Source organism: Flavobacterium sp. ARAG 55.4 (assembly GCF_051846875.1).
Taxonomy (GTDB): Bacteria; Bacteroidota; Bacteroidia; order Flavobacteriales; family Flavobacteriaceae; genus Flavobacterium; species Flavobacterium plantiphilum.
Genome location: NZ_JBPYCT010000011.1, coordinates 76,840 through 99,397, shown reverse-complemented (window position 1 = coordinate 99,397; position 22,558 = coordinate 76,840). Strand labels below are relative to the sequence as shown.

The 22,558-nt window shown below is 32.1% G+C and carries 17 protein-coding genes and 1 pseudogene; all 18 read left to right on the top strand.

Features of this window, described 5'->3' with window-relative positions:
• Window positions 1–99: 99 nt before the first annotated feature.
• The 18 genes and pseudogenes from ACSV4D_RS12965 (at window position 100) to ACSV4D_RS12880 (ending at window position 22,555) form a co-directional block, all read left to right on the top strand.
• Window positions 100–564 (top strand): UpxY family transcription antiterminator, encoded by a 465-nt coding sequence (locus tag ACSV4D_RS12965; protein WP_439228608.1) that lies wholly within the window; start codon window positions 100–102, stop codon window positions 562–564.
• A 276-nt stretch (window positions 565–840) separates the two neighbouring features.
• On the top strand, window positions 841–2,127 hold the full coding sequence (locus ACSV4D_RS12960) for a nucleotide sugar dehydrogenase (protein ID WP_439228607.1): 1,287 nt from the start codon (window positions 841–843) through the stop codon (window positions 2,125–2,127).
• An 87-nt stretch (window positions 2,128–2,214) separates the two neighbouring features.
• On the top strand, window positions 2,215–3,222 hold the full coding sequence (locus ACSV4D_RS12955; RefSeq protein WP_439228606.1) for a mannose-1-phosphate guanylyltransferase: 1,008 nt from the start codon (window positions 2,215–2,217) through the stop codon (window positions 3,220–3,222).
• 10 nt (window positions 3,223–3,232) lie between these two features.
• A pseudogene (locus ACSV4D_RS12950) lies at window positions 3,233–4,181 on the top strand (GDP-L-fucose synthase family protein).
• 86 nt (window positions 4,182–4,267) lie between these two features.
• Window positions 4,268–5,347, top strand: coding sequence for a GDP-mannose 4,6-dehydratase (gmd, locus tag ACSV4D_RS12945; RefSeq protein ID WP_439228605.1), 1,080 nt, complete (start codon window positions 4,268–4,270; stop codon window positions 5,345–5,347).
• 88 nt (window positions 5,348–5,435) lie between these two features.
• On the top strand, window positions 5,436–6,113 hold the full coding sequence (locus tag ACSV4D_RS12940) for an acylneuraminate cytidylyltransferase family protein (protein WP_439228604.1): 678 nt from the start codon (window positions 5,436–5,438) through the stop codon (window positions 6,111–6,113).
• Window positions 6,114–6,214: 101 nt separating this feature from the next.
• Window positions 6,215–7,450: a sialidase family protein gene (locus ACSV4D_RS12935; protein ID WP_439228603.1), complete on the top strand. Its 1,236-nt coding sequence runs from the start codon at window positions 6,215–6,217 to the stop codon at window positions 7,448–7,450.
• Between the two features lie 10 nt (window positions 7,451–7,460).
• Window positions 7,461–8,261 carry a 6-hydroxymethylpterin diphosphokinase MptE-like protein gene (locus tag ACSV4D_RS12930; RefSeq protein WP_439228602.1) on the top strand — a complete coding sequence of 267 codons (801 nt, stop codon included), beginning with the start codon at window positions 7,461–7,463 and terminating at the stop codon, window positions 8,259–8,261.
• A gap of 10 nt (window positions 8,262–8,271) precedes the next feature.
• A complete protein-coding gene (locus tag ACSV4D_RS12925; RefSeq protein WP_439228601.1) occupies window positions 8,272–9,708 on the top strand; it encodes a flippase in 1,437 nt (478 codons plus the stop codon).
• A 46-nt stretch (window positions 9,709–9,754) separates the two neighbouring features.
• Entirely contained in the window at window positions 9,755–11,092 is a 1,338-nt protein-coding gene (locus ACSV4D_RS12920; protein ID WP_439228600.1) for an O-antigen ligase family protein, read from the top strand.
• Window positions 11,089–11,853 (top strand): glycosyltransferase family 2 protein, encoded by a 765-nt coding sequence (locus ACSV4D_RS12915; RefSeq protein WP_439228599.1) that lies wholly within the window; start codon window positions 11,089–11,091, stop codon window positions 11,851–11,853. The genes ACSV4D_RS12920 and ACSV4D_RS12915 overlap by 4 nt, the downstream gene beginning before the upstream one ends.
• Window positions 11,854–11,866: 13 nt before the next feature.
• Window positions 11,867–12,556 carry an acyltransferase gene (locus ACSV4D_RS12910; protein ID WP_439228598.1) on the top strand — a complete coding sequence of 230 codons (690 nt, stop codon included), beginning with the start codon at window positions 11,867–11,869 and terminating at the stop codon, window positions 12,554–12,556.
• 202 nt (window positions 12,557–12,758) lie between these two features.
• Window positions 12,759–13,847 (top strand): glycosyltransferase family 4 protein, encoded by a 1,089-nt coding sequence (locus ACSV4D_RS12905; RefSeq protein WP_439228597.1) that lies wholly within the window; start codon window positions 12,759–12,761, stop codon window positions 13,845–13,847.
• A complete protein-coding gene (locus ACSV4D_RS12900) occupies window positions 13,844–14,944 on the top strand; it encodes a DUF1972 domain-containing protein (RefSeq protein WP_439228596.1) in 1,101 nt (366 codons plus the stop codon). Before ACSV4D_RS12905 ends, ACSV4D_RS12900 begins: the two co-directional genes overlap by 4 nt.
• Before the next feature lie 14 nt (window positions 14,945–14,958).
• The gene (locus ACSV4D_RS12895; RefSeq protein WP_439228595.1) at window positions 14,959–16,377 is read left to right on the top strand and encodes an undecaprenyl-phosphate glucose phosphotransferase; all 1,419 of its coding nucleotides are present in this window, start codon (window positions 14,959–14,961) and stop codon (window positions 16,375–16,377) included.
• A 111-nt stretch (window positions 16,378–16,488) separates the two neighbouring features.
• A complete protein-coding gene (locus ACSV4D_RS12890) occupies window positions 16,489–17,277 on the top strand; it encodes a polysaccharide biosynthesis/export family protein (protein WP_439228594.1) in 789 nt (262 codons plus the stop codon).
• A 16-nt stretch (window positions 17,278–17,293) separates the two neighbouring features.
• Entirely contained in the window at window positions 17,294–19,684 is a 2,391-nt protein-coding gene (locus tag ACSV4D_RS12885) for a GumC family protein (RefSeq protein ID WP_439228593.1), read from the top strand.
• A 453-nt stretch (window positions 19,685–20,137) separates the two neighbouring features.
• Window positions 20,138–22,555, top strand: coding sequence for an SLBB domain-containing protein (locus ACSV4D_RS12880; protein WP_439228592.1), 2,418 nt, complete (start codon window positions 20,138–20,140; stop codon window positions 22,553–22,555).
• Window positions 22,556–22,558 lie beyond the last annotated feature (3 nt).

Here is a 22,558-nt window from a genome sequence, read left to right as displayed (position 1 = left end):
TTTCTTTAATCAGGGATGAGTTTGTTTTTTTAGCAGAAAAGGATACTATTTGCTTAAACAGGCAGGACAGGAATGAATGTAGTACTAAAATTTAGAAGTATGAACTGGTATGTAGTGTATACAAAACCAAAATGGGAAAAGAAAGTTGCGGAACAATTAACTCAAAAAGGAATTGAATGTTATTGTCCTTTAGTAACACAAGTCAGGCAATGGACTGACAGAAAAAAGAAAGTACAGGTTCCGCTTTTTAATTCTTATGTTTTTGTTCATTTGGATGAAGCGGACAGAAACTTAGTTTTTCAGGTCACAGGAGTCGTGCGTTATCTTTTTTGGTTAGGAAAACCTGCTGTTGTACTGGATCAGGAAATCAATACCATTAAAGAATGGTTAGGATCTTCGGATAAATATGATGTTTCATTGGCTCCTATGCAGGTGGGAGACAGAATTAAAGTAGCATCCGGGCCTTTCAAATCGCAGTCAGCCATAGTTCAGGAAGTGGGTAAATCACATTATGTATTAATTTTAGAGTCTATGGGATGTGTTCTAAAAATGAAACTCAAATAATGTGAAAAATCGTTTAGTTTTTTCGAAACAGAAATTTGATACAAGAAGTTTCTGTGTTTTAAATGGCTATGATGTGATTTTTGTATAGTATTGGTTTCCTTCTAATAAAGTTTCAGGATAATATTTCTGCTTCGATTTTATATGTTTTATAGGAATTCAGCTTATAGTCTGCTATATTTGCGCACTGAAAAATAGGGATTTCAATTCATTTGTGTGGGTTGGAGCCGCGAAGCGCTGGAAAAAATCGCTGAAAATGGTTAATATGATCGTAAATTAATGAATACTGATTCTAAAATAGCAGTTATAGGTATGGGCTATGTAGGCTTGCCTTTAGCCCGCTTATTTGCTACAAAATTTGCTGTTGTTGGTTTTGATATAAATGAATCAAGAGTGACACAATTACAATCCGGAGTCGATGTTACTCTGGAAATTGATTCCACTACACTGAATTCAGTGCTTAAAGATAAAATTTCTGAAAAAAAAGGATTGTATTGCACTTCTAATTTACATGAAATAGCCCATTGTAATTATTACATTGTTACTGTTCCAACTCCTGTAGATAAAAATAATCGCCCGGATTTGACACCATTATATAAAGCAAGTGAAACGGTAGCTAAGGTTTTGAAAAAAGGCGATATCGTGATTTATGAATCTACTGTTTATCCCGGAGTTACAGAGGAGGAATGTGTTCCTGTTTTAGAACGCATATCAGGATTAAAATTCAATGTTGATTTTTTTGCAGGCTATTCACCGGAACGAATTAATCCCGGTGATAAAGAGCATACCGTAGATAAAATTTTGAAAGTTACGGCCGGTTCTACTGCTGAAACAGCACAAAAAGTAAATCAGCTATACCAATCCGTAATTACAGCCGGAACCTATCTCGCTCCATCGATAAAAGTAGCCGAAGCTGCTAAAGTAATTGAGAATTCGCAGCGTGATATTAATATTGCTTTTGTAAATGAACTGGCTAAAATATTCAATCTGATGGATATTGACACCCAGTCTGTTCTGGAAGCCGCGGGAACCAAATGGAATTTTTTACCCTTTAAACCAGGATTGGTGGGAGGACATTGCATAGGGGTAGATCCTTATTATTTAGCTCAAAAAGCGCAGGAATTAGGATACCACCCTGAAATAATTCTGGCAGGACGACGTTTGAATGACAGTATGGGCGAATACGTGGCTTCTCAGGTGGTGAAACTGATGATTAAAAAAGGAATTTCTGTTAGTGGAGCTGAGTTGTTAATGTTGGGGATCACTTTTAAAGAAAATTGTCCTGATGTACGCAATACTAAAATAGTAGATGTCATTAATGCACTAAAAGAGTATGGAATAAGCGTGACCCTTTTTGATCCTTTGGCTAACCCAGCTGAAGTAAAAAAAGAATACGAATTGATTTGTCATACTGAGCTTGCCGAAGAGCAAAAATTTGATGCTCTGGTTTTAGGTGTAGCACATGCCGATTTCCTGAGTATGGATTTGTCAAAACTCCAAAATACTAAAAGTATCATCTATGATGTAAAAGGTGTTTTGGGTGATTGCGTAGATGGCAGACTGTGATTAATCGGTTATCGTTCATCGAAAATCGAACAACAAATAACGAATAACGAATATCGAATATCGAATATCGAAAAAAGAATAAAAGTTATGAATAAAAAACATACTATCATACACGTCATTCTTACCGGAGGGGTAGGAAGTCGTTTGTGGCCTTTGTCCAGAAAAAGCAGACCAAAACAATATTTAGAAATATTTGAAGGTAAATCACTGTTTGAATTAACAGTAGAACGCAATCGGGAAGTGGCAGATAAAGTGATTGTGGTAGGGAACATGGATAACTGCCATCTGAGCAGACATATCTTAGAAAAAAACAACATCCAGTATCTTGATATTGTGGAGTCCACTCCCAGAAATACCGCCGCGGCTATTGCTTTTGCTGCGTTTGCTGCTGATCCCGAAGCGATTTTGATAGTTACTCCGATGGATCATATTATTGAAAAGAAAGAATTGTATGATCTGGCAATAAATGATGCCATTGCAAAAGCAGCTAATGGTAATATTGTAACATTTGGTATTGTTCCTACCAAGCCGGAAACAGGATACGGTTATATAGAATCTAAAGGAGAAAATGTACTGTCATTCAGAGAAAAACCAAATCTTGAAACAGCAAAAACCTTTATAGCGAAGAAAAATTTCTTATGGAACAGCGGAATGTTTTGTTTCAAAGCGGGGGTTTTTCTGGACGAGTTAAAGCATTTTAAACCCAAAGTATATAAGAAATCTAAAATTGCATGGGAAAATAATACCGATGGGAAACTGGATTTAGAACTATCTCTTGATATTCCTTCTATCAGTATTGATTATGCCGTAATGGAGCGAAGTAAAAAAATTAAGGTAGTTCCTTCACAGTTTTTATGGTCTGATTTAGGATCCTTTGAATCGGTATATGATTATTTAGTGTCTAAAGGTCATCCTATTGATGAAAATGGAAATATGACTATTGGAACACAGAATTATACGGCTTTTATTGGGATGAAAAACACGATTTTAATAGCTACCGATAATGCGAATCTGGTGTTGCAAAAAGAACATTCTCAGGATGTAAAGGATTTGTATAATGATTTAGAAATAGCGAATCCAGAATTATTACAATAAGTTTAAGAATATGGATAAAGAGGCTAAAATATATATTGCGGGTCACAAAGGGATGGTAGGAAGTGCTATCTGGAGTATATTATCGTAAAAAGGTTACATTATTTAGTAGGGAAGTCCAGTAAGGAACTGGATTTAAGAAATCAGGAAACGGTAAAAGATTTTATAGCAACCGAAAAACCGGATATAATTATTGATGCAGCTGCTAAAGTCGGAGGTATTTTAGCCAATAATAATTATCCCTATCAGTTTATTATGGAGAATATGCTTATTCAGAATAATTTAATTGATTCTGCCATGCAGGCAGGTATTGATAAGTTTATATTTTTAGGCAGTTCTTGTATTTATCCCAAACTTGCTCCTCAGCCTTTAAAAGAAGAATATCTGCTTACAGATACTTTGGAGCCTACAATGAATGGTATGCAATTGCCAAAATTACCGGTGTAAAAGCTTGTGAGGCTATTCGAAAACAATTTGGAAAAGATTATGTTAGCTTAATGCCCACTAATCTTTATGGAACTCATGATAATTTTGATTTAAATTCTTCTCATGTTTTACCTGCAATGATTAGAAAGTTTCATGAAGCAAAAATCAATAATAATGCTGCTGTTACGCTTTGGGGTAGTGGAACACCTATGAGAGAATTTCTTTTTGTAGATGATATGGCAGAATCTGTTGTGTTTGCTTTGGAAAATAAATTACCGGATTATTTATATAATGTAGGAACAGGAGAAGATTTGACTATAAAAGAATTAGCAGAAACGATTCCAAAGATTACAGGACATCAAGGAGATATTATTTGGGATTCAACTAAACCAGATGGAACTCCAAGAAAGTTAATGGATGTGTCCAAGATGCATACTTTAGGATGGAAGCATAAAGTAAATCTAGAAGCAGGAATTGAAAAAACTTATACTTGGTTTTTAGAAAATATTGATAATTTTAAAGAAGTGAAGATGTGATTTTTAGTTAATAGTTAGAAGTGAAAAGTGAAATCGAGCAAATGCGAAATATCACAACTCACAACTCACCACTCATAACTCATAGCATGGAACAAAAAGTAGCACTTATAACAGGAATTACAGGTCAGGACGGATCTTATTTAGCAGAATTATTATTAGAAAAAGGATATCAAGTACACGGTGTAAAACGTCGTGCCTCCTCTTTCAATACGCAACGAATTGATCACCTTTATCAGGATCAGCACGAACAGAATGTAAACTTTACATTGCATTATGGAGACTTGACCGATTCTACTAATATTATCAGAATCATTCAGGAAGTACAGCCGGATGAGATTTATAATTTAGGAGCCATGTCTCATGTTAAAGTATCTTTTGATTCTCCGGAATATGTGGCTAATGTAGATGGAATAGGCACTTTACGAATATTAGAAGCAGTAAGAATTTTAGGTTTATGTGAAAAAACCAGAATTTATCAGGCTTCAACCTCAGAACTTTACGGAGGTATGACAGAAAATAAAAACGAAAAAGGATTTTATGATGAAAACTCCCCATTCTATCCTCGTTCTCCTTATGGAGCGGCTAAGATTTATGGTTTCTGGATTACTAAGAATTATCGTGAAGCTTATAAAATGTTCGCATGTAATGGAATTTTATTCAATCATGAATCTCCAAGGCGTGGTGAAACTTTTGTTACCCGAAAAATTACAATGGCAACTGCTGCTATTGCAAAGGGGAAGCAAGAATGTTTATATCTTGGAAACTTAAACTCACAAAGAGACTGGGGACATGCAAAAGATTATGTGGAAGCAATGTGGAGAATTTTACAACAAGACGTACCCGAAGATTATGTAATAGCTACAGGAGTGACTACTTATATTAGAGATTTTGTGATCATGGCTTTTGCAGAAATAGGAGTAATATTGACTTTTGAGGGAGAAAATGAAAGTGAAGTTGCTAAAATTGCTGCTTGTAACAATTCATTGTACCAATTAGAAATTGGTAAAATTGTGGTGCGTGTTGATCCCGAATATTATCGTCCTACTGAGGTAGATCTTTTAATTGGGGATCCTACAAAATCAAAGACACAGCTTGGATGGAAGCCTCAATACGATTTGGCAGGCTTAGTGAAAGAAATGGTGGAGAGTGATTTGAAATTATTTTAAAAATAGCTAAGTAACAAAAGATTCTATTATCTAATTTTTCATAAATATTGGATAATTAATTAATAATAACAAGTGTAAATATAATTTTATGAAAAAAATTACCGCTGTAATCCCAATTCGAAAAGGTTCGCAAAGAGTTATTAATAAAAACTTGCGACCTTTTGCTGGTTCTGATCTTTTAACAATTAAGATTAATAACCTAAAAAAGGTTAAAGGAATAGACGATATTGTTGTAAATACAGACTCCGAAGATGCTATTGAAATAGCGATAAACTTAGGAGTGAATTTTCATAGAAGAGAGGATTATTATGCTTCATCGGAATGTACGGGTAGTGATTTTTTTGAACATCTTGGTAATGTAACGGAGACAGAAATATTTGCTTATTGTCCTGTTACTTCTCCGTTTGTTAAAATTGAGACTATGGAGGAAGCAATTAAAGACTTTTATAATGATGTAAATCATGATTGCTTATCGACGGTTTCTGTGGTAAAAGAATTTCTATGGTTAGACGGAAAGGCAGTTAATTATGATCCAGAAAATGCACCCAATAGTCAAAACTTACCAAATATAGAGGCATTGAATTTTGGATTTACTTTGGTTAGAAGAGAGGATTTGATTAAAAATCGTAATATTATTGGAAAAAAACCAAAGTTTACAAAAACAACAGATATTGAGTCTATCGATATTGATACTCCATTGGATTTCTTTGTAGCTGAGCAAATTTATATTAAAACAGTTCTTGAGACCAAAGGATTATTAGATTAAAAAACAAATATGAACATTTTTATTATGGCAACTTAAACAGATTTTTTCAGTTTTTTAGTAACTATTTTTTAAATTTAGAGTAAATTAATATTAATTACGTTATGAAAGCACTAATTATGTTACTCAGTTCAATATTTTTATTGCTTTCCTGTCAAGTAGAATCAGACAATGGCGCAGTGGATGTAATTGATTTTGTAGAAGTACCCAGCCCAATACTAGATGGTAAAGTTCAATTAGATACCACTCAAAAGGTGATAAGCTATCCAGAGGCAGGTGTTAATTTTATATCAGGGCATATAACTAATTTGGATTATTTAAAAAGGGAAGCTACGCAAATACCTGCAGTACAAGTAGATACTAACGACGTCTTATATTGTGCTTGGTATTCAAATAGTTCTACAAAAAGTCAACACGGTGAAGGAGCAGGGTCCTATGCTACATTGGCAGTAAGTATAGATAATGGAGTAACGTGGTTAGAGAATAGATTAATAATAGCGCCAATTGACGAAAATGATTGTATTTTTGATCCAGGACTTTGGATGGATCCATTAGGGAATATTCATTTTATATGGAACAAGGCGCTAAATTGGTGGGATGAAAAAGGTGGTGTGTGGGAAACAACTATTAGTTATGACAATAGATGGATTATAAATACAGGTCCTAAGATTTTAATTGAAAATGGTGTTATGAGTAATAAACCAACCTTATTAGATGGGTTAGGACATGCTTTGTATGGAAATTTTCATTATAATTTTTCTCCGAATGCGCAAGCCAAAACATATTTGTATACAGCGGATGTTTATACTGGTGGTAGTCCTGCTTCCTCTCCAATACTTTGTAGTGAAATACCTATAATGCCAAGTAATTTAAAAACAGTTTATTCTGAACCACAATTTTTGCAAGTTGGCGATTCTCTTAGTTGTTACATAAGAGAAGAAAATTCCGGTATTTATTTCGCTAAAGCATCCTTAAATAATTTAAAAAGCTGGACATTATTTAAACCGCTCACTTCTATCGGAGAGAATGCTGCAGTAAAATTTTATATCGGTCGCCTGATGTCTGGAAATATTCTTTTAGTGACTTGTAATGATAAAACACGGAAAAATATGACAGCATTTCTTTCAAAAGACAATGGAGTAACCTTTCCATATAAGCTATTAATTGATTCAAGAGATAAAGTTTCGTATCCAGATGTTTCGCAGGGAAAAGATGGGACCATTTATTTGGTTTACGATCGGGAGAGAAATATTGCAAAAGAAATTTTGTTTACAAAATTCACAGAAAATAATATTATTAATAATCAAAAGGTTACTGTGAAAAAAGTAAACTCATTTTAAATATTAATTGATGAAAAAAATAAAGGAATTATGGTTTATTAAATTACCCTACAAAGTTGTAGCCACCAGTTATAGAGCATACATAATTCCATTTATATTTAAATCTCGTTTTAAGGACTTAAAACAGTTTAAAAATAAGCATAAAGGCAAGAGATGTTTTATAATCGCTTCAGGTCCAAGTTTGACGTTAGATGATGTAAATCTTTTAAAAGACGAAATTTGTTTTGGTATGAATTCCATCTATAAATTGTTTGATAAAACTGATTGGAGACCTGATTATTATGGGGTAGTAGATGTTAACGTATTTGGAAGAATTAAAGAGGAACTGACTAATGTTAAATTAAAGTGTGCATTCTATCCTGATAAGTATATTGACTGGAATAAAGGAAATGGATTTGCGGTACCGTTGAAGCAAGGTATAGGCTATAATGCTTTTGTTCGTAAAATTGTTCCTAAGCGCTTTTGGACGACAAGTATAAGTAGTGATATTTCTAAATTGGTATACGAGGGAAGCTCTGTAGTTCACTTTTTGATGCAAATCGTGTTTTACATGGGGTTCAAAGAGGTATACTTATTGGGTACTGATTGCAATTTTTTTGAGGATAACAAACACAGTAGCTTAGTTAATTATAAAGGGGCAAATAATTTAGCCAATTCTGCGGAAGATATATATAATGGTTTAATGGATGATTATAGATTAGCAAATGAATATGCAAATCAAAATGACATTAAGATTTTTAATGCAAGCAGAGGCGGAATGCTTGAAATTTTTCCGCGAGTGCAACTAGAACAAGTCTTAACGTCAAAGTAAATAAATACGGATGTCTAAATCCCTAAAAAAAAATTTTTTATTAAACTTTTTTAATACGGTTACGGTCGTGTTATTTCCTGTGATTACTTTTCCTTACGCCTCCAGAATATTGATGGCGGAGGGTATTGGACAAGTAAATTTTTTAAAATCTATAATTGATTATGTAGGAATGTTTGTCTTATTAGGTATACCTATGTATGGTGTACGAGAGGTAGCTAAAGTAAGAGATAATATAGAAAAAAGAACAAAGATTTCTCTTGAAATATTATTATTAAGCCTGTTTCTTACCCTATTAGGTTATTTAGTGATTGGTATACTAGGATTTAGTGTAACCAAAGTTAGAAGCGAACTCCCATTGTTTTTAGTTTTGAGCTTATCTATTTTTTTAATGACAATAGGATGTGAATGGTTTTATAAAGGTGTTGAAGATTTCAAATACATCACTATTCGAGGATTGATTGTTAAAGTTATTTCGTTGTTTTTGTTGTTTTTTTTAGTAAAAAGTAAAACCGATTTAATGTGGTATGCTGTTTACAATGTTTTCGGTGTAGCAGGAGGGAATTTTTTTAACCTGTTTCGTCTTAGGAAATATATTGATTTTAAAAATATTAATTGGCAGGATTTAAGTATTTGGCATCATTTCAAGTTTACCCTTAATTCATTTGCTCTGAATCTTTTTTTTGTTATTTACATAACAATCAATGTTTTAATGCTTGGGTTTCTTGATACTAATGAAGGAGTAGGTTATTTTTCTGCAGCTACCAAATTAATACAAGTGGCTTTGGTTATGGTCAACTCTTTAGGCATGGTAATGTTACCTCGTTTGTCTAATTTATTTGCAGAAAAACAAAATGAACGTTTTACTGATCTTTCTCAGAAGGCACTTCAATTTATTTTAGCAATTTCTTTACCCATGTCTGCTGGTTTGTTTTTATTAGCCAGTTTGATTATTCCTCTGTTTTGTGGACCATCATATCAACAGGCAATTTATACCTTAAAAATCGTTTCCCCATTAATATTAATAGTTGGTCTATCTTCATTTATAGGTGTTCAGATTCTTTATCCACAAGGAAAAGAAAAGGTAGTGTTAGTCTTAATGATCCTATCGACAGTAATTAATCTGTGTTTAAATTTCCTGTTAGTACCGTTATATTCATTTAATGGTGCCGCAGCTGCCGCAGTAATAGCACAATTGATTCTCTTAATAAGTTTATTAGTTTACTCGAATGATATTATTTTGGCAGGATTTATAAAATCGTTTCTAAAATATGTATTAGCTACCAGCATTATGGGATTGACTATTTGGTTTAGCCTTTTTATTGATCTTCCCAATTTTTTAAAACTTCTGTTTTGTTTAGCTATGGGAGCAGTAGTATATGGCTTAATTTTAGTCATATTTAAGGATTTTATTTATATACAAATTAGAGATTTTCTATTGAATAAATAAGGTGTAAAAAACCTCTTTTTAGATAACCTCTAATTAATAAAGAATTATGATATTAGAATTTTTTTTGATAGCAGTATTTTTAATATACTGTAATCAAGCTTCAGAGAAACGTATTCTTTTTTTAATATTTTTTTTATTACCTATTCATGGTACTATTAAGTATGTGGTCTTTCCTACCGGGGGGGAGATATTTGCTATTTGGAAGGAATTAGGAATATTAGTATTGTTTTTACGTACCTTAAGGTTGAAGCATTTTGCTTATAATAAAATATTTAGTTTATTTTTATTGTTTTCAATATTTATTTTTGGGTATACCTTGATAGGCTTTTATAATGACTATCCTATCTCGACCTCATTTAAAAAACTTTTTTTTCCCGTATTTTTGACTTTATCGGTATCTAAGATTCAATTTACACGTTCAGACGCTAGAAATTTTTTTTTAATTATTCTTTTGGGGAGTTTATTAATAAATATTACAGGTATTATTGATTTTATATCACCTACAATGCGTGTTACATTTCGAAGTGTTTTAGGAGCTTCTTTTCAGGAAGGAAGTGATGGAACTCTCTATTATGATAATTCCTCTCTCCAAATTATGGGTTTTGATAGAGTATGTGGTCTTATGACTGGAGGACCTAATCAAATGGGTATATTTAATAGCGCAATTTTAATATTAGGAATATTTGCGTGGGTTGGTAGATTAAGTTTTAAATTTTCTCATTTTCAATTTATAGGTTTAAAAATATGTATTGGGGCATCTGCTTTTTGCTTACTAACGTCTTTTTCACGAGCGGGATGGGCCATTTTGTTAATCACTTTGTTCTACACCTTAATAGTGGATAAGGGTTTTAGAAAATTTGGACTAAAGTATGTTTTTATCACTTTATTTTTTATTATCAGTGTAGTATTTAGTGTTCCTAAGTTTTATTTTATTATCGAATCTACCCTGTCTGGTAAAGAAGCTAGTTCAGCGGCGAGAGGAGATATGACGATTGATGCATTAAATTATTTTTTAAACAATACATTAGGAAAAGGAATAGGGTCAACCGATTTTGCACATACTCATTTGAATACTGACTTATATTTTGCGGAATCAGCTCTTATAAATTTTGGTATAGAACTAGGATTGTTAGGGCTACTCTTATTGATTGGGCTACAGATTAAAATTGGAAGCTTAATATCTAATAATATTTCGCGAAATGGATTTTCAAATCTAGGAATTGGTTTTTTGATAGCATACCTAATCACAAGTGCGGTCTCAGTAAACACCTATGAAAATCCTTTTATTTATTATGCATGGATGATATTTGGCTTAGCACTTAATACCAAAATATTTATTAAAAGAAATCCTCGAGTAAGAAATAATATAAATAATTTAAAATGAAGATATCAATAATAATTGCAACTTATAATGCTGAAAAATATTTAGCGGAAGCAATTTCTAGCGTAATAAAAAACAAGAGAGAGGATTATGAGCTTATTATTATAGACGGAGGCTCAAAAGATACAACATTATCAATAGTTCAGAAATACGAATCTTTTATTACATATTATGTTAGTGAACCAGATAAAGGAATTTATGATGCTTGGAATAAGGGAGTGAAAGCCAGTAGTGGGGAATGGATTATGTTTTTGGGAGCAGATGATCGTTTAGCGGAAAATGGTTTAGCATATTACTTAAACTTTTTATCTGAATTTGAAAACACGGATTTGGATTATATAAGCTCGAAGGTACAAATGCTGAATATAGAGGGTCAGCCTATTTGGGTGAATGGTGATGCATGGAGTTGGCCTGCTTTTCAGTACAGAATGACTGTAGCACATCCTGGATCACTTCATGCTAAAAAATTATTTGATCAATATGGACTCTATAACATAGAGTATAAAATAGTTGGGGATTATGAGTTACTGCTTAGAGCTGGAAAAGAATTAAAAGCAACTTATCTGAATAAGATTACTATTGAAATGCGAGAAGGAGGAGTTAGCGATACTTGGGCTTCTATTCTCGAATATAAAAAGGCGGTAATGCATAGTGGTAATGGGAATAATTTGAAGGCTACTATAATAGGATTTTATATGTATATTAAATCTCGTATTAACAAAGTTGGTAAGCTGATAGGGGTAAATTTAAACAGAAAAAGATAAATCTGTAAATAATATGTTAGTGAGAATAATCAATAATTTAATTCGCCGTATCAAGGGTGATCAATATACAATAGATTCTACAATTGGGAGTTTCTATTTACTTTGTTTAATATTCACTAGAGCCATAATGGCAATTAGAGGATTACTCTCTTTTGTAAAACACAGAGGTCTACTTTTTATAGGTGCGGGTGTTATTTTGAAAGGTAAAAGTTATATTGCGTGTGGAGCAGGTGTTACTATAGATAGGGGGTGTTTCATTGATGCTTTATCGAGAGAGGGACTTCAACTCGGAAGTAATGTTTCTCTAGGAAAAAGAACAGTTATAGAATGTACGGGTAGTCTTAGGCATCTTGGAAAGGGTCTGATAGTTGGTGATAATGTGGGCTTAGGGCGAGATTGTTTTTATGGGTGTGCTGGTGGTATTGAAATCGGTGAAGATACAATTATTGGGAATTATGTTAGCTTTCATTCTGAAAACCATAATACCAAAGATATTAACATTCCAATTAGATTACAAGGTGTGAATCATAAGGGAATTCAAGTGGGGAAAAACTGTTGGATTGGAGCTAAAGTGACTGTTTTGGATGGAGCAATAATTGGAGATGGGTGTATTTTTGCTGCAGGCGCAGTTGTTAAATCAGGAACTTACGAAGAAAATGGAATTTATGGAGGTATTCCAGCTAAATTAATAAAAAAGAGATAGTATATTAATTAAAGGCTTTATTTAACTGCTAATTATAATATGTTTATTTTGTAATTCTGATAATTTAAGAGTTGAATAATGTTTTTGTTACAGATTCACTTTTTATTATAGTTTAATAAATATGTTGAAGCATGCTCTTTGACTACTACCACAGTAGAAATAAATTATTTTAATTCACAATAACTTCATTTACCTATAAACAATGATGAAAGTATTAATGATTGCCCGGAGAACGCTTAATTCATCACCAGGCGGAGATACCGTTCAAATAAATTCAACAGCCCAATATTTGAAATTATTAGGTATTGATGTTGAGGTTTTTATTGGAGATGAAGAAATAGATTATTCAAAATATGATATAATGCATTTTTTTAATATCATTAGACCAGATGACATTCTTCCACATATATTAAAATCTAAACTTCCATTCGTAGTATCAACAATATTTGTTGACTATAGTGAATATGAAAAAAACAGAGGGGGAACTTTAGGTTTTTTAAGTACTATACTCAGTAGTGATAAAATAGAATATTTAAAAGCTATTGCGAGATATATAAAGAATGGAGATAAAATTAATTCTAAATATTATTTATTAAAGGGGCATAGAGCATCTGTTAAATATGTTGCAAGCAAGGCTAATCTTCTTCTTCCTAACTCTCATAGTGAGTATAATAGATTTATAAATAAGTATGGCGTCACGACTCCATATTTAAAGGTGCCAAATGCTATCGATAAACTCACATTTAGTGATAATATTAAACCTAATGAAAAATTTAAAAATCATGTTATATCAGTAGGCAGAATAGAAGGGAGGAAAAATCAATTAAATTTAATAAATGCATTAAAGGATACCGATTTGTTTTTAACCATCATAGGTAAACCTTCTCCTAATCATATAGGCTATTACAATGAATGTCTAAAGCTTATCGAAGAAAATGATAATATGCAAATTATTGATCATATCAATCATAATGAATTAGCATCAATATTTAAAGCCTCTAAAGTTCATGTTTTACCTAGTTGGTTTGAAACAACAGGGTTGAGTTCATTAGAGGCAGCAATTATGGATTGTAATATAGTTGTTACACCAAAGGGAGATACCGAAGAATATTTTAAAGATTTAGCTTTTTATTGTCAGCCTGATGATTTAGAATCAATTAAAAAAGCTGTTATGGAAGCATTTAATCAACCTATTCAAAACTCCTTGAAAGAATTAATATTGAAAGAATACATTTGGGAGAATACAGCCCAGGAAACTTTAAAAGCATATAACTTAGTTTTAAATAAATGAAAATAGCAATACTAGGCACAAGGGGAATTCCTAATCATTATGGAGGTTTTGAACAATGTGCAGAATATTTAGCCGTAGGCTTAGTAAAAAGAGGATTTGAAGTCATAGTTTATAATTCACATAATCATCCTTATCAGGAAAAAATGTGGAATGGTGTTCAAATTGTTCATTGTTATGATCCGGAACATAGATTGGGTACTGCGGGTCAGTTTATTTATGATTTGAACTGTATTTTAGATGTTAGAAAACAAAACTGTGATATAGTACTACAATTAGGTTATACCAGCAGTTCTGTGTGGGGATGGTTAATGCCTAAGAAATCCATTATAACTACAAATATGGATGGTTTGGAATGGAAAAGAACAAAGTATTCTGAAAAAGTTAAAAAATTTTTACGTTATGCAGAGTCATTAGGTGTTAAATACAGTGATTATTTAATTTCAGATTCTATCGGTATTCAAATATATTTGAAGAAAACTTATAAAGCACATTCCACTTATATTGCCTATGGTGCTAGTCTGTTTAACAGCAATGATGTAGATGTTCTTGCAGCTTACCAATTAAATGCTTATGAATATGATATGCTTATTGCTCGTTTAGAACCTGAAAATAGTATAGAAATCATTTTAGATGGGGTTGCCAAGGCCAATTTGAATCGTCCATTTTTAATTATTGGTAATCATGAAACTTCTTATGGAAATTATTTGAAAGAAAAATATTCGATATATAATCAGATTAAATTCATTGGAGGAATATATAATATTGATATATTAAACAATTTAAGATATTATTCGAATATTTATTTTCACGGTCATACAGTAGGAGGAACTAACCCTTCTTTGCTAGAAGCGATGGCTTCTAATTGTTTGATTTGCGCTAATGATAATGACTTCAATCGCTATATTTTAGGTGCTGATGCTATCTATTTTAAAGAAGCTAAAGATGTCGAAAATCACCTCTTAAATGTGCGCTATTATGATGACTCTTTCCAATCAATGTTAATTGAAAACAGAAAAAAAATTACTGATATTTACGATTGGGAAATTATTGTGGATCAATACGCAAAACACTTTATTGAAATTTTTAAAAAAAAATAAATATTTAGTTTAATATGAGAATTTTAGATGTTTTATCCCGCCATCATTTTTCCCGCTACTTTAAACTTTTGTTTGTAGTCTGGGATGTATTACTTTTAAATTTTTCTATTATTTTGTCAGTATGGGTACGCTACGGTAATTTTGATAAACTATTTATTAAAGAAGTGCAGACGGTTTCCTGCTTATCCAATTTGATTTGGTTAGCCTTATTATTACGTAACGAATCCAATCGGGTAGTACGAATTGAACCTTTGGAATCCATTTTAAAACGGACCATTAAAAAATTTATATTCCACATTGCTATAATTGCTTTTTTTGTTTTGTTCTTAAAATACTCGCAGATATCGAGGCTTCGTTTGTTTTATTTTTATTCTTTTTTCTTCTTTTTGTTGATGCTCTCCCGTGTTTTATCTATGCAGCTCTTAAAGTACGTTAGATCAAAAGGTTATAATTTCAAAAATGTGGTGATAGTGGGAGCAAATGATGTAGGGGAACGAATTCGTAAAACCTTATCAAAAGACCTAACTTATGGTTATCGTTTTTTAGGTTTTTTTGATGAAAAAGTAGATCCTTTTGCTTTTATTTCGTCGCCAATTTTAGGTGGATTTGGTGATATTGAAAAGTATGTGATGACGCATCAAATAGACGAAATGTATGTGGCGTTACATATTGATAACCTGAATGTAATTAGTAATTTAATAAAAATATGTGAACACCGTATGATTCGGATTAAGTTTATCCCGGATTTTCAATTGTACACTAAATCAAGTAAGGTTGAGATATCATTTTACGAAAATACGCCTGTTTTGATGTTTCGGACAGAGCCATTGGAATATACCGTTAATCGATTAATAAAAAAAGCATTTGATATTGTCTTTTCGGCTGCCGTTATACTTCTAATATTTCCATGGTTGTTTCCTATAATTATAGTTTTGATTAAAATGGAATCTCCAGGTCCTGTATTTTTTAAGCAGGAGCGATCAGGCAGGGATAATGAGTCTTTCTTTTGTTTGAAGTTCAGAAGTATGCGGGTCAATAAAGAAGCGGATAAATTGCAGGCAGAGAAAGGAGATGCCAGAATTACCCGGTTTGGAGCTTTTATGCGTAAAACAAGTATTGATGAATTACCGCAGTTTTTTAATGTTTTTTGTGGAGATATGTCTGTGGTGGGACCACGTCCACACATGGTTAATCATACCAGGCAGTATACGGAATTAATTAATAATTATTTAGTGCGCCAATATGCCAAACCCGGTATTACAGGATGGGCACAGATAAATGGCTACAGAGGGGAAACCCGAGAATTAATCGATATGCAAAACAGAGTAGAATATGATATTTGGTACATTGAAAACTGGAGTTTGCTGCTTGATATTAAAATTATTATAAAAACTGTTTTTAATATATTTGAAGGGGAAGAAAAGGCCTATTAAGTATCAGTAGTTTTTGTAAAAAAAAAATCAAAACCAAAAATAACTAACATTAAGTAAAATTATACTATTCAATTAAAGAATTCTTATATTTGCCGTCTTAAAAATTACTCAATGAAATCCAAAATATTATTTACAAATAAAGTTTCTCTTTTGTTACCTTTATTTTTACTTTTTTCCTGTGGTTCAAAACAAGATGTAGTATACTATCAAAATATAGATGATATGTCTGCACAGAAAAATTCAAATTCATATGAAATTACAATCCAGCCAGATGATTTATTAATGATTCTTGTATCAGCAGATGATCCTGAAGTAGCTATTCCTTTTAACTTAAGAACATACAGTACATCATCAAATAACAGATTAGATATAACTAGAGGTCAGGAAACAGTACAGCTGTATTTAGTAGATAAAAATGGTGTTATTGAATTTCCTGTTATAGGGAAACTAAAAGTTAGTGGGCTTTCCCGTACTGAAGTACTAGGGCTTCTAAATGAAAAAATCAGTAGTTATATAAAGAAGCCAATAATTAATCTTCGTATTATGAATTTTAAAGTTTCCCTACAAGGGGAGGTTAATTCACCAGGAACTTACCCTATTTCCTCAGAAAGAATTACTTTGATTGAAGCTTTGAGTATGGCTAGAGATCTGACTATTTATGGAAAAAGAGACAACATATTGATAATAAGAGAGGTTAATGGTGTGAAATCATATAACAGAGTTGATATAACTAAGTCGGATTTTATTAATTCTCCATTTTATTATTTAGCGCAAAACGATGTAGTGTATGTGGAACCAAATAAGACCAGAGTGAATTCTTCAGTAGTAGGTCCAAATACGTCGGTAATTATATCGGCGATTTCTATCCTTGTATCGCTCTCAGTACTAATTTTCAGATAAATATTAAAATAATAAAATGCAAAAACAAGAATTTTATAATGATACTATAGAGGATGAAATCGAAGATATTAATCTTCGAGAGCAATTAGACAAATACTTAATACACTGGAAATGGTTTGTATTTAGTGTTCTCATTTGTTTGTTACTTGCTTTTTTATATTTGCGTTATACCACACCTAGCTATGAAGCCTCTACCTCTATTTTAGTGAAGGATGAGAAAAAGGGGGGGATGCTTTCTGAATTATCTGCTTTTGCTGATTTAGGCTTAGGAGGAAGTATGAAGAGTAATGTGGATAACGAAATTGAGATATTGAAATCAAGAACTTTAGTTGAAAGTACTATTAAAAAATTGAATTTGAATGTTTCTTTATTTGTGAAAGGAAATGTTGTTGATCGGGATATATATGCAGAGAGCCCAATTAAAGCCTATTTTGTAAATAAATCACTTTCTTTTGATGAAGCTGAACATGTTCTGGAATGTAAGTTGTTGGATTCAAACGGGTTTGCATTAGAAAATGAAATGGAAGATGGAGAGGAAGACAAATTTATTCTTTCATCTAAAAAAGAATTTAAGTATGGAGAAAAAATACCAACACAAATTGGAATTTTGATTATTCAAAAAACTGCTTTTTATGAAAAAAATCATAAAGATCGATTTGAGTCTATTCGTGTATTATTACACCCGCTTGATGATTTAACAGAAGATCTTAGAGAAAAATTAAAAGTGGAGTCAATAAGTAAAACCAGTAGTGTAGTAAATATTTCAATTTCTGATCCGGTAGCAAAAAAAGCAGAGAGTTTTTTAGATACGATGATTGAAATTTATAATGAAAACGCTGAGGAGGATAAGAATTTTATATCAGAAAACACTTCTAAGTTTATTGCAGGTCGGTTAGGATTGATTGCGCAGGAATTAGATGGGGTAGAGGAGGATGTTGAAAGTTTTAAAAAATCAAATCAATTAACTGATATCGAATCAGAAGCCAAGCTGTTTATAGAAGGTTCTAGTGAATATGATAAGAAAGGAGTTGAAGTGGAAATACAATTGAATGTAGTTTCTTCGTTATTAGACTTCATTAAAAAAAGTACCAATTCAGATTTACTACCAACCAATATGATTACTGAAAATGGAGATGCTTCAGGCTTAATCAGTACCTACAATCAGTTAGTTTTAGATCGTAATAGAATTTTAAAATCGGCTACTATTGAAAACCCATCAGTGATAAAATTGGATCAACAAATTAGTTCTTTAAAATCTAATGTTGCAGCCAGTTTAAGACGTTTACAATCCAATTTACAAATTCAGAATCGTGACATTAAAAGTCAGGAAGGGATTTTGAATAGTAAGATAGGGAAAATTCCGGTGCAGGAACGTCAGTTTAGAGTAATCGCCAGACAGCAAAAAGTCAAAGAAGAGTTGTACTTGTATTTATTACAGAAACGTGAAGAGACAGCTATTTCATTAGCTGCTACTGAGCCTAATGCCCGTGTTATAGATGTGGCTAAAGCTGATAAAAAGCCTGTAAGTCCTAAGAAAAAAATTGTTTATTTGGCTGGTTTACTTTTAGGATTATTAGTTCCTTTTGGGTTTATTTATATTGATGATCTATTAGATACAAAAATTAAAAGCAGATTGGATTTAGATGGGAAAACCCCAATTCCTTTTATTGGAGATGTGCCTACTTCAGATTCTCATTCTGAGATTATACAATCAGAAAGCAGATCCAGTTCGGCTGAAGCATTACGGATTATCAGAACCAATCTGGAATTTATGCTGAATTCAGTACCAGTGGGTCAAGCCAAAACTGTTTTTATGACTTCTACTTTTCCTAAGGAAGGAAAGACTTTTATTTCTGTTAATTTAGCCGCTACTTTCGCATTATCCGGCAAAAGAGTATTACTGATAGGAATGGATATCAGAAATCCAAAGCTTGATGAATATTTAACTTTACCAGATAGAGGAATTACCAATTATCTATCTTCTAAAGACTTGAATATAGAAGATTTAATCGTTAAAAAAGAAGGGTTTGAAGCTTTTTATGTCTTACCAGCTGGTATAATTCCACCAAATCCAGCGGAATTATTAATGAATAAAAAAGTAAATACTTTATTTGAAGATTTAAAACAACAATATGATTATATTATAGTTGATACTGCTCCGGTTAGTTTAGTTACTGATACTTTATTAATTGCAAAATATGCGGATTGCTTTGTTTATGTAGCTCGTGCCAATGTTTTAGAAAAACGTATGCTCAATATACCGAATACCTTGTATAAAGAAAAGAAATTGCCTAACATGTGTATGCTGTTGAATGATACAGATTCCACTAAAGGATATGGGTATGGCTATGGCTATGGTGTTAAAGTAGAAGATAAATCTTGGTTTAAGAGAATATTAAAGATGTAAAAAATTATTTTTTACTTTTTAAAAGTTTACAAAATCTGTTTTGTAAACTTTTTTTTTTGAGGTATTGTGATGAGTATTGAGATAATAAATAAATTTATATTTAGTTAAATAATGTAATACGATCCAGATTCTTGTAAGCTGAAATTTATAAATGGCTGATTAATATTTTTTAGTTTTTATTGATAAAGCTTTAAGAGTTAGTTTTTTATCATTTTGGTGATAATATCATTTTTTTTATTATCAAAAGAGATTTTATTTTTGTTTTATATTTTAATATAAAAAAATAGTTTACCGTATGATTTTACTGTAGATTTGCACAAAATTTAGAAAAAGTAGCACATAAAATGTGACTTACAAAGGCGAAGCTATGCTAAATTTTAATAAAAAGTATGAAGCCAGAATAAATTATATGGGATCTTTATATTGCCCATTTGAATCAATTAAAATTTGAATATGAGAAGAATAATTACTGTCTTGTTATTATTTATGGTGTTTTTTCAATCATCCACTATAGTTGCTCAGGATTTACTAAAGAGTAGTGATTTGAGCACTTTGAAAGTAGATTATTTATCGGATAGCGATATTATAAAAATAAAAACTGAGCTAGAAACCAACAATATGACTATCATACAGGCGGAACCTATTGTAATGTCTAAAGGTATGTCTGCAACTGAATTTGCTAAATTAAAAGAGCGCTTAGTTAAACTTAGTTCTAAAAAAGAGGCAGTGGAAATCGAAGATGCTAGCGATAAAGAAAGTTTTGGAAGAAAACAAGATAAAATAGTTAATACAAAAATTAAGGACAGTATAAATGCATTAATTTTTGGATCCGAATTATTTGATAATCCAACACTGAATTTTGAGCCTAATTTAAAATTAGCGACACCGGTTAATTATATTTTAGGACCGGGAGATGAATTGCAAGTAGCGGTTTACGGTGTACAGGAGTATAATGCCAATGTGACTGTAAGTGAAGAAGGCAAGATCTCCATTCAGTATGTAGGGCAGCTTGCTGTATCGGGAATGACTATCGAAGCTGCTACCCAAAGAATAAAAAATGCTATTGCAGGAGTTTATAGTACTGTAAAATCAGGACAATCCAGTGTGGGAGTTAGCTTAGGGCGTATAAGGACTATTAAAGTGACTATTATTGGGGGGAAACAACCCGGCAATTATTCGGTCTCTTCATTAGCAACAGTATATAATGCGCTTTTTTTGGCCGGAGGTCCAGGTAAGAACGGGAGCTATAGAAATATTGAACTGATTCGAAACAATAGATTATACCGTAATATAGATATCTATAGTTTTTTGGTAAAAGGTGATCAGTCAGATAACTTAGGATTAAAAGATAATGATGTAATTCGTATTCCGACATATAGTCAGAGAGTCACTTTAGAGGGAGAAGTAAAGCGTCCTGGAATTTTTGAAATGAAAAAAGGAGAAACTTTCTCTGATTTATTGAGTTTTGCTTCGGGATTCACAGATTTAGCCTATACTGCGTCAGTAAATGTAGTGCAAAAGACAGCGAAAGAATTTAAAGTAAAAGACATAAATGCTGTAGAATTTAACACATACCAACCTTCTTCCGGGGATGTATTTAAAGTTGCCAAAATTTTGAATCGTTTTCAAAACCGTATTACTATTGAAGGGGCTGTATTTAGACCGGATACCTATTCTTTTGAAACAGGAATGCGTATTGCGGATCTTATAAAAAAAGCAGATGGATTAAAAGAAGACGCTTACAATAAAAGAGCTAAAATAGTACGTTTGAAAGATGATTTGACCTCAGAAATAGTGAATGTTAATTTAGCTAATGCATTAGAGGGTAACCAGAATGCTAATATTCTATTGCAAAGAGAGGATGTTGTCACAGTCTATTCTATTTTAGATTTTGTAGAGGAATATAAAATTACAATTTATGGTCAGGTAAATAAGCCGGGCACTTATGAGTTTTATGAAAATCTGACATTGAATGACTTATTAATTCAGGCAGGCGGACTGACGGGAGCAGCTTCTAAAAGAGTTGAGATTGCCAGAATGATTCGGTCCGAGGAAATTGATGATTTAAGTCAAAAAAAAGCCGATTTATTTGCTATTGAGATTACTCCTGGTAATAACGAACAGCTAAAGAATTTTGAATTACAACCTTTTGATGTAATTAGTGTCCGGAAAATGGCTTTTTACGAAAAACCTGAAGAAGTTACTGTTAGTGGAGCTGTGAATTATTCAGGAAAATATGTTCTGAGTCATAAAAAAGAAAAAGTATATGATATTATTCAGAGAGCTGGTGGATTAACAAGTTTAGCCAACCTCGACGGTGTGAAGATTAAGCGCCCTGTCAAAGAAAAACAGTTTGAGGATTTAGGGAATATGAATTTCAAGGTCGCTAAAAATGATACAACACAAACTAAATTTAAAGAAGATATAAAAAAGGAATTGAAATTCATAACCATACCTGTAGAATGGGATAAAATTTTAAAAAATTCAAATGACAAATCAAATGTTGTACTGTTCCCCGGAGATGAAATTGAAGTAACGGCTAACACTGGAAATGTTACTGTAGTTGGAAATGTTTTATTAAATTCTGAAATTCCTTATGATAAAGGAAAAGGATTCAATTATTATATAAATGCAGTAGGAGGAACTGATGCAAAGGCATGGAAAAAGAAGGCTTATATTATTTATCCCAATGGGAAGGCAGCTGTAGCAAGCAGTTTCTTTTTTATTAAATCCTATCCTAAGGTTACTCCGGGTTCGCAAATTGTAGTGCCGGAAAAGCCAGAGAAGAAAAAGATGAGTACAGGAGAATGGGTTGGTATAGGCAGCGTGATTTCAAGTTTAGCTTTATTGATTATAACAGCTTTTAAATAAAAT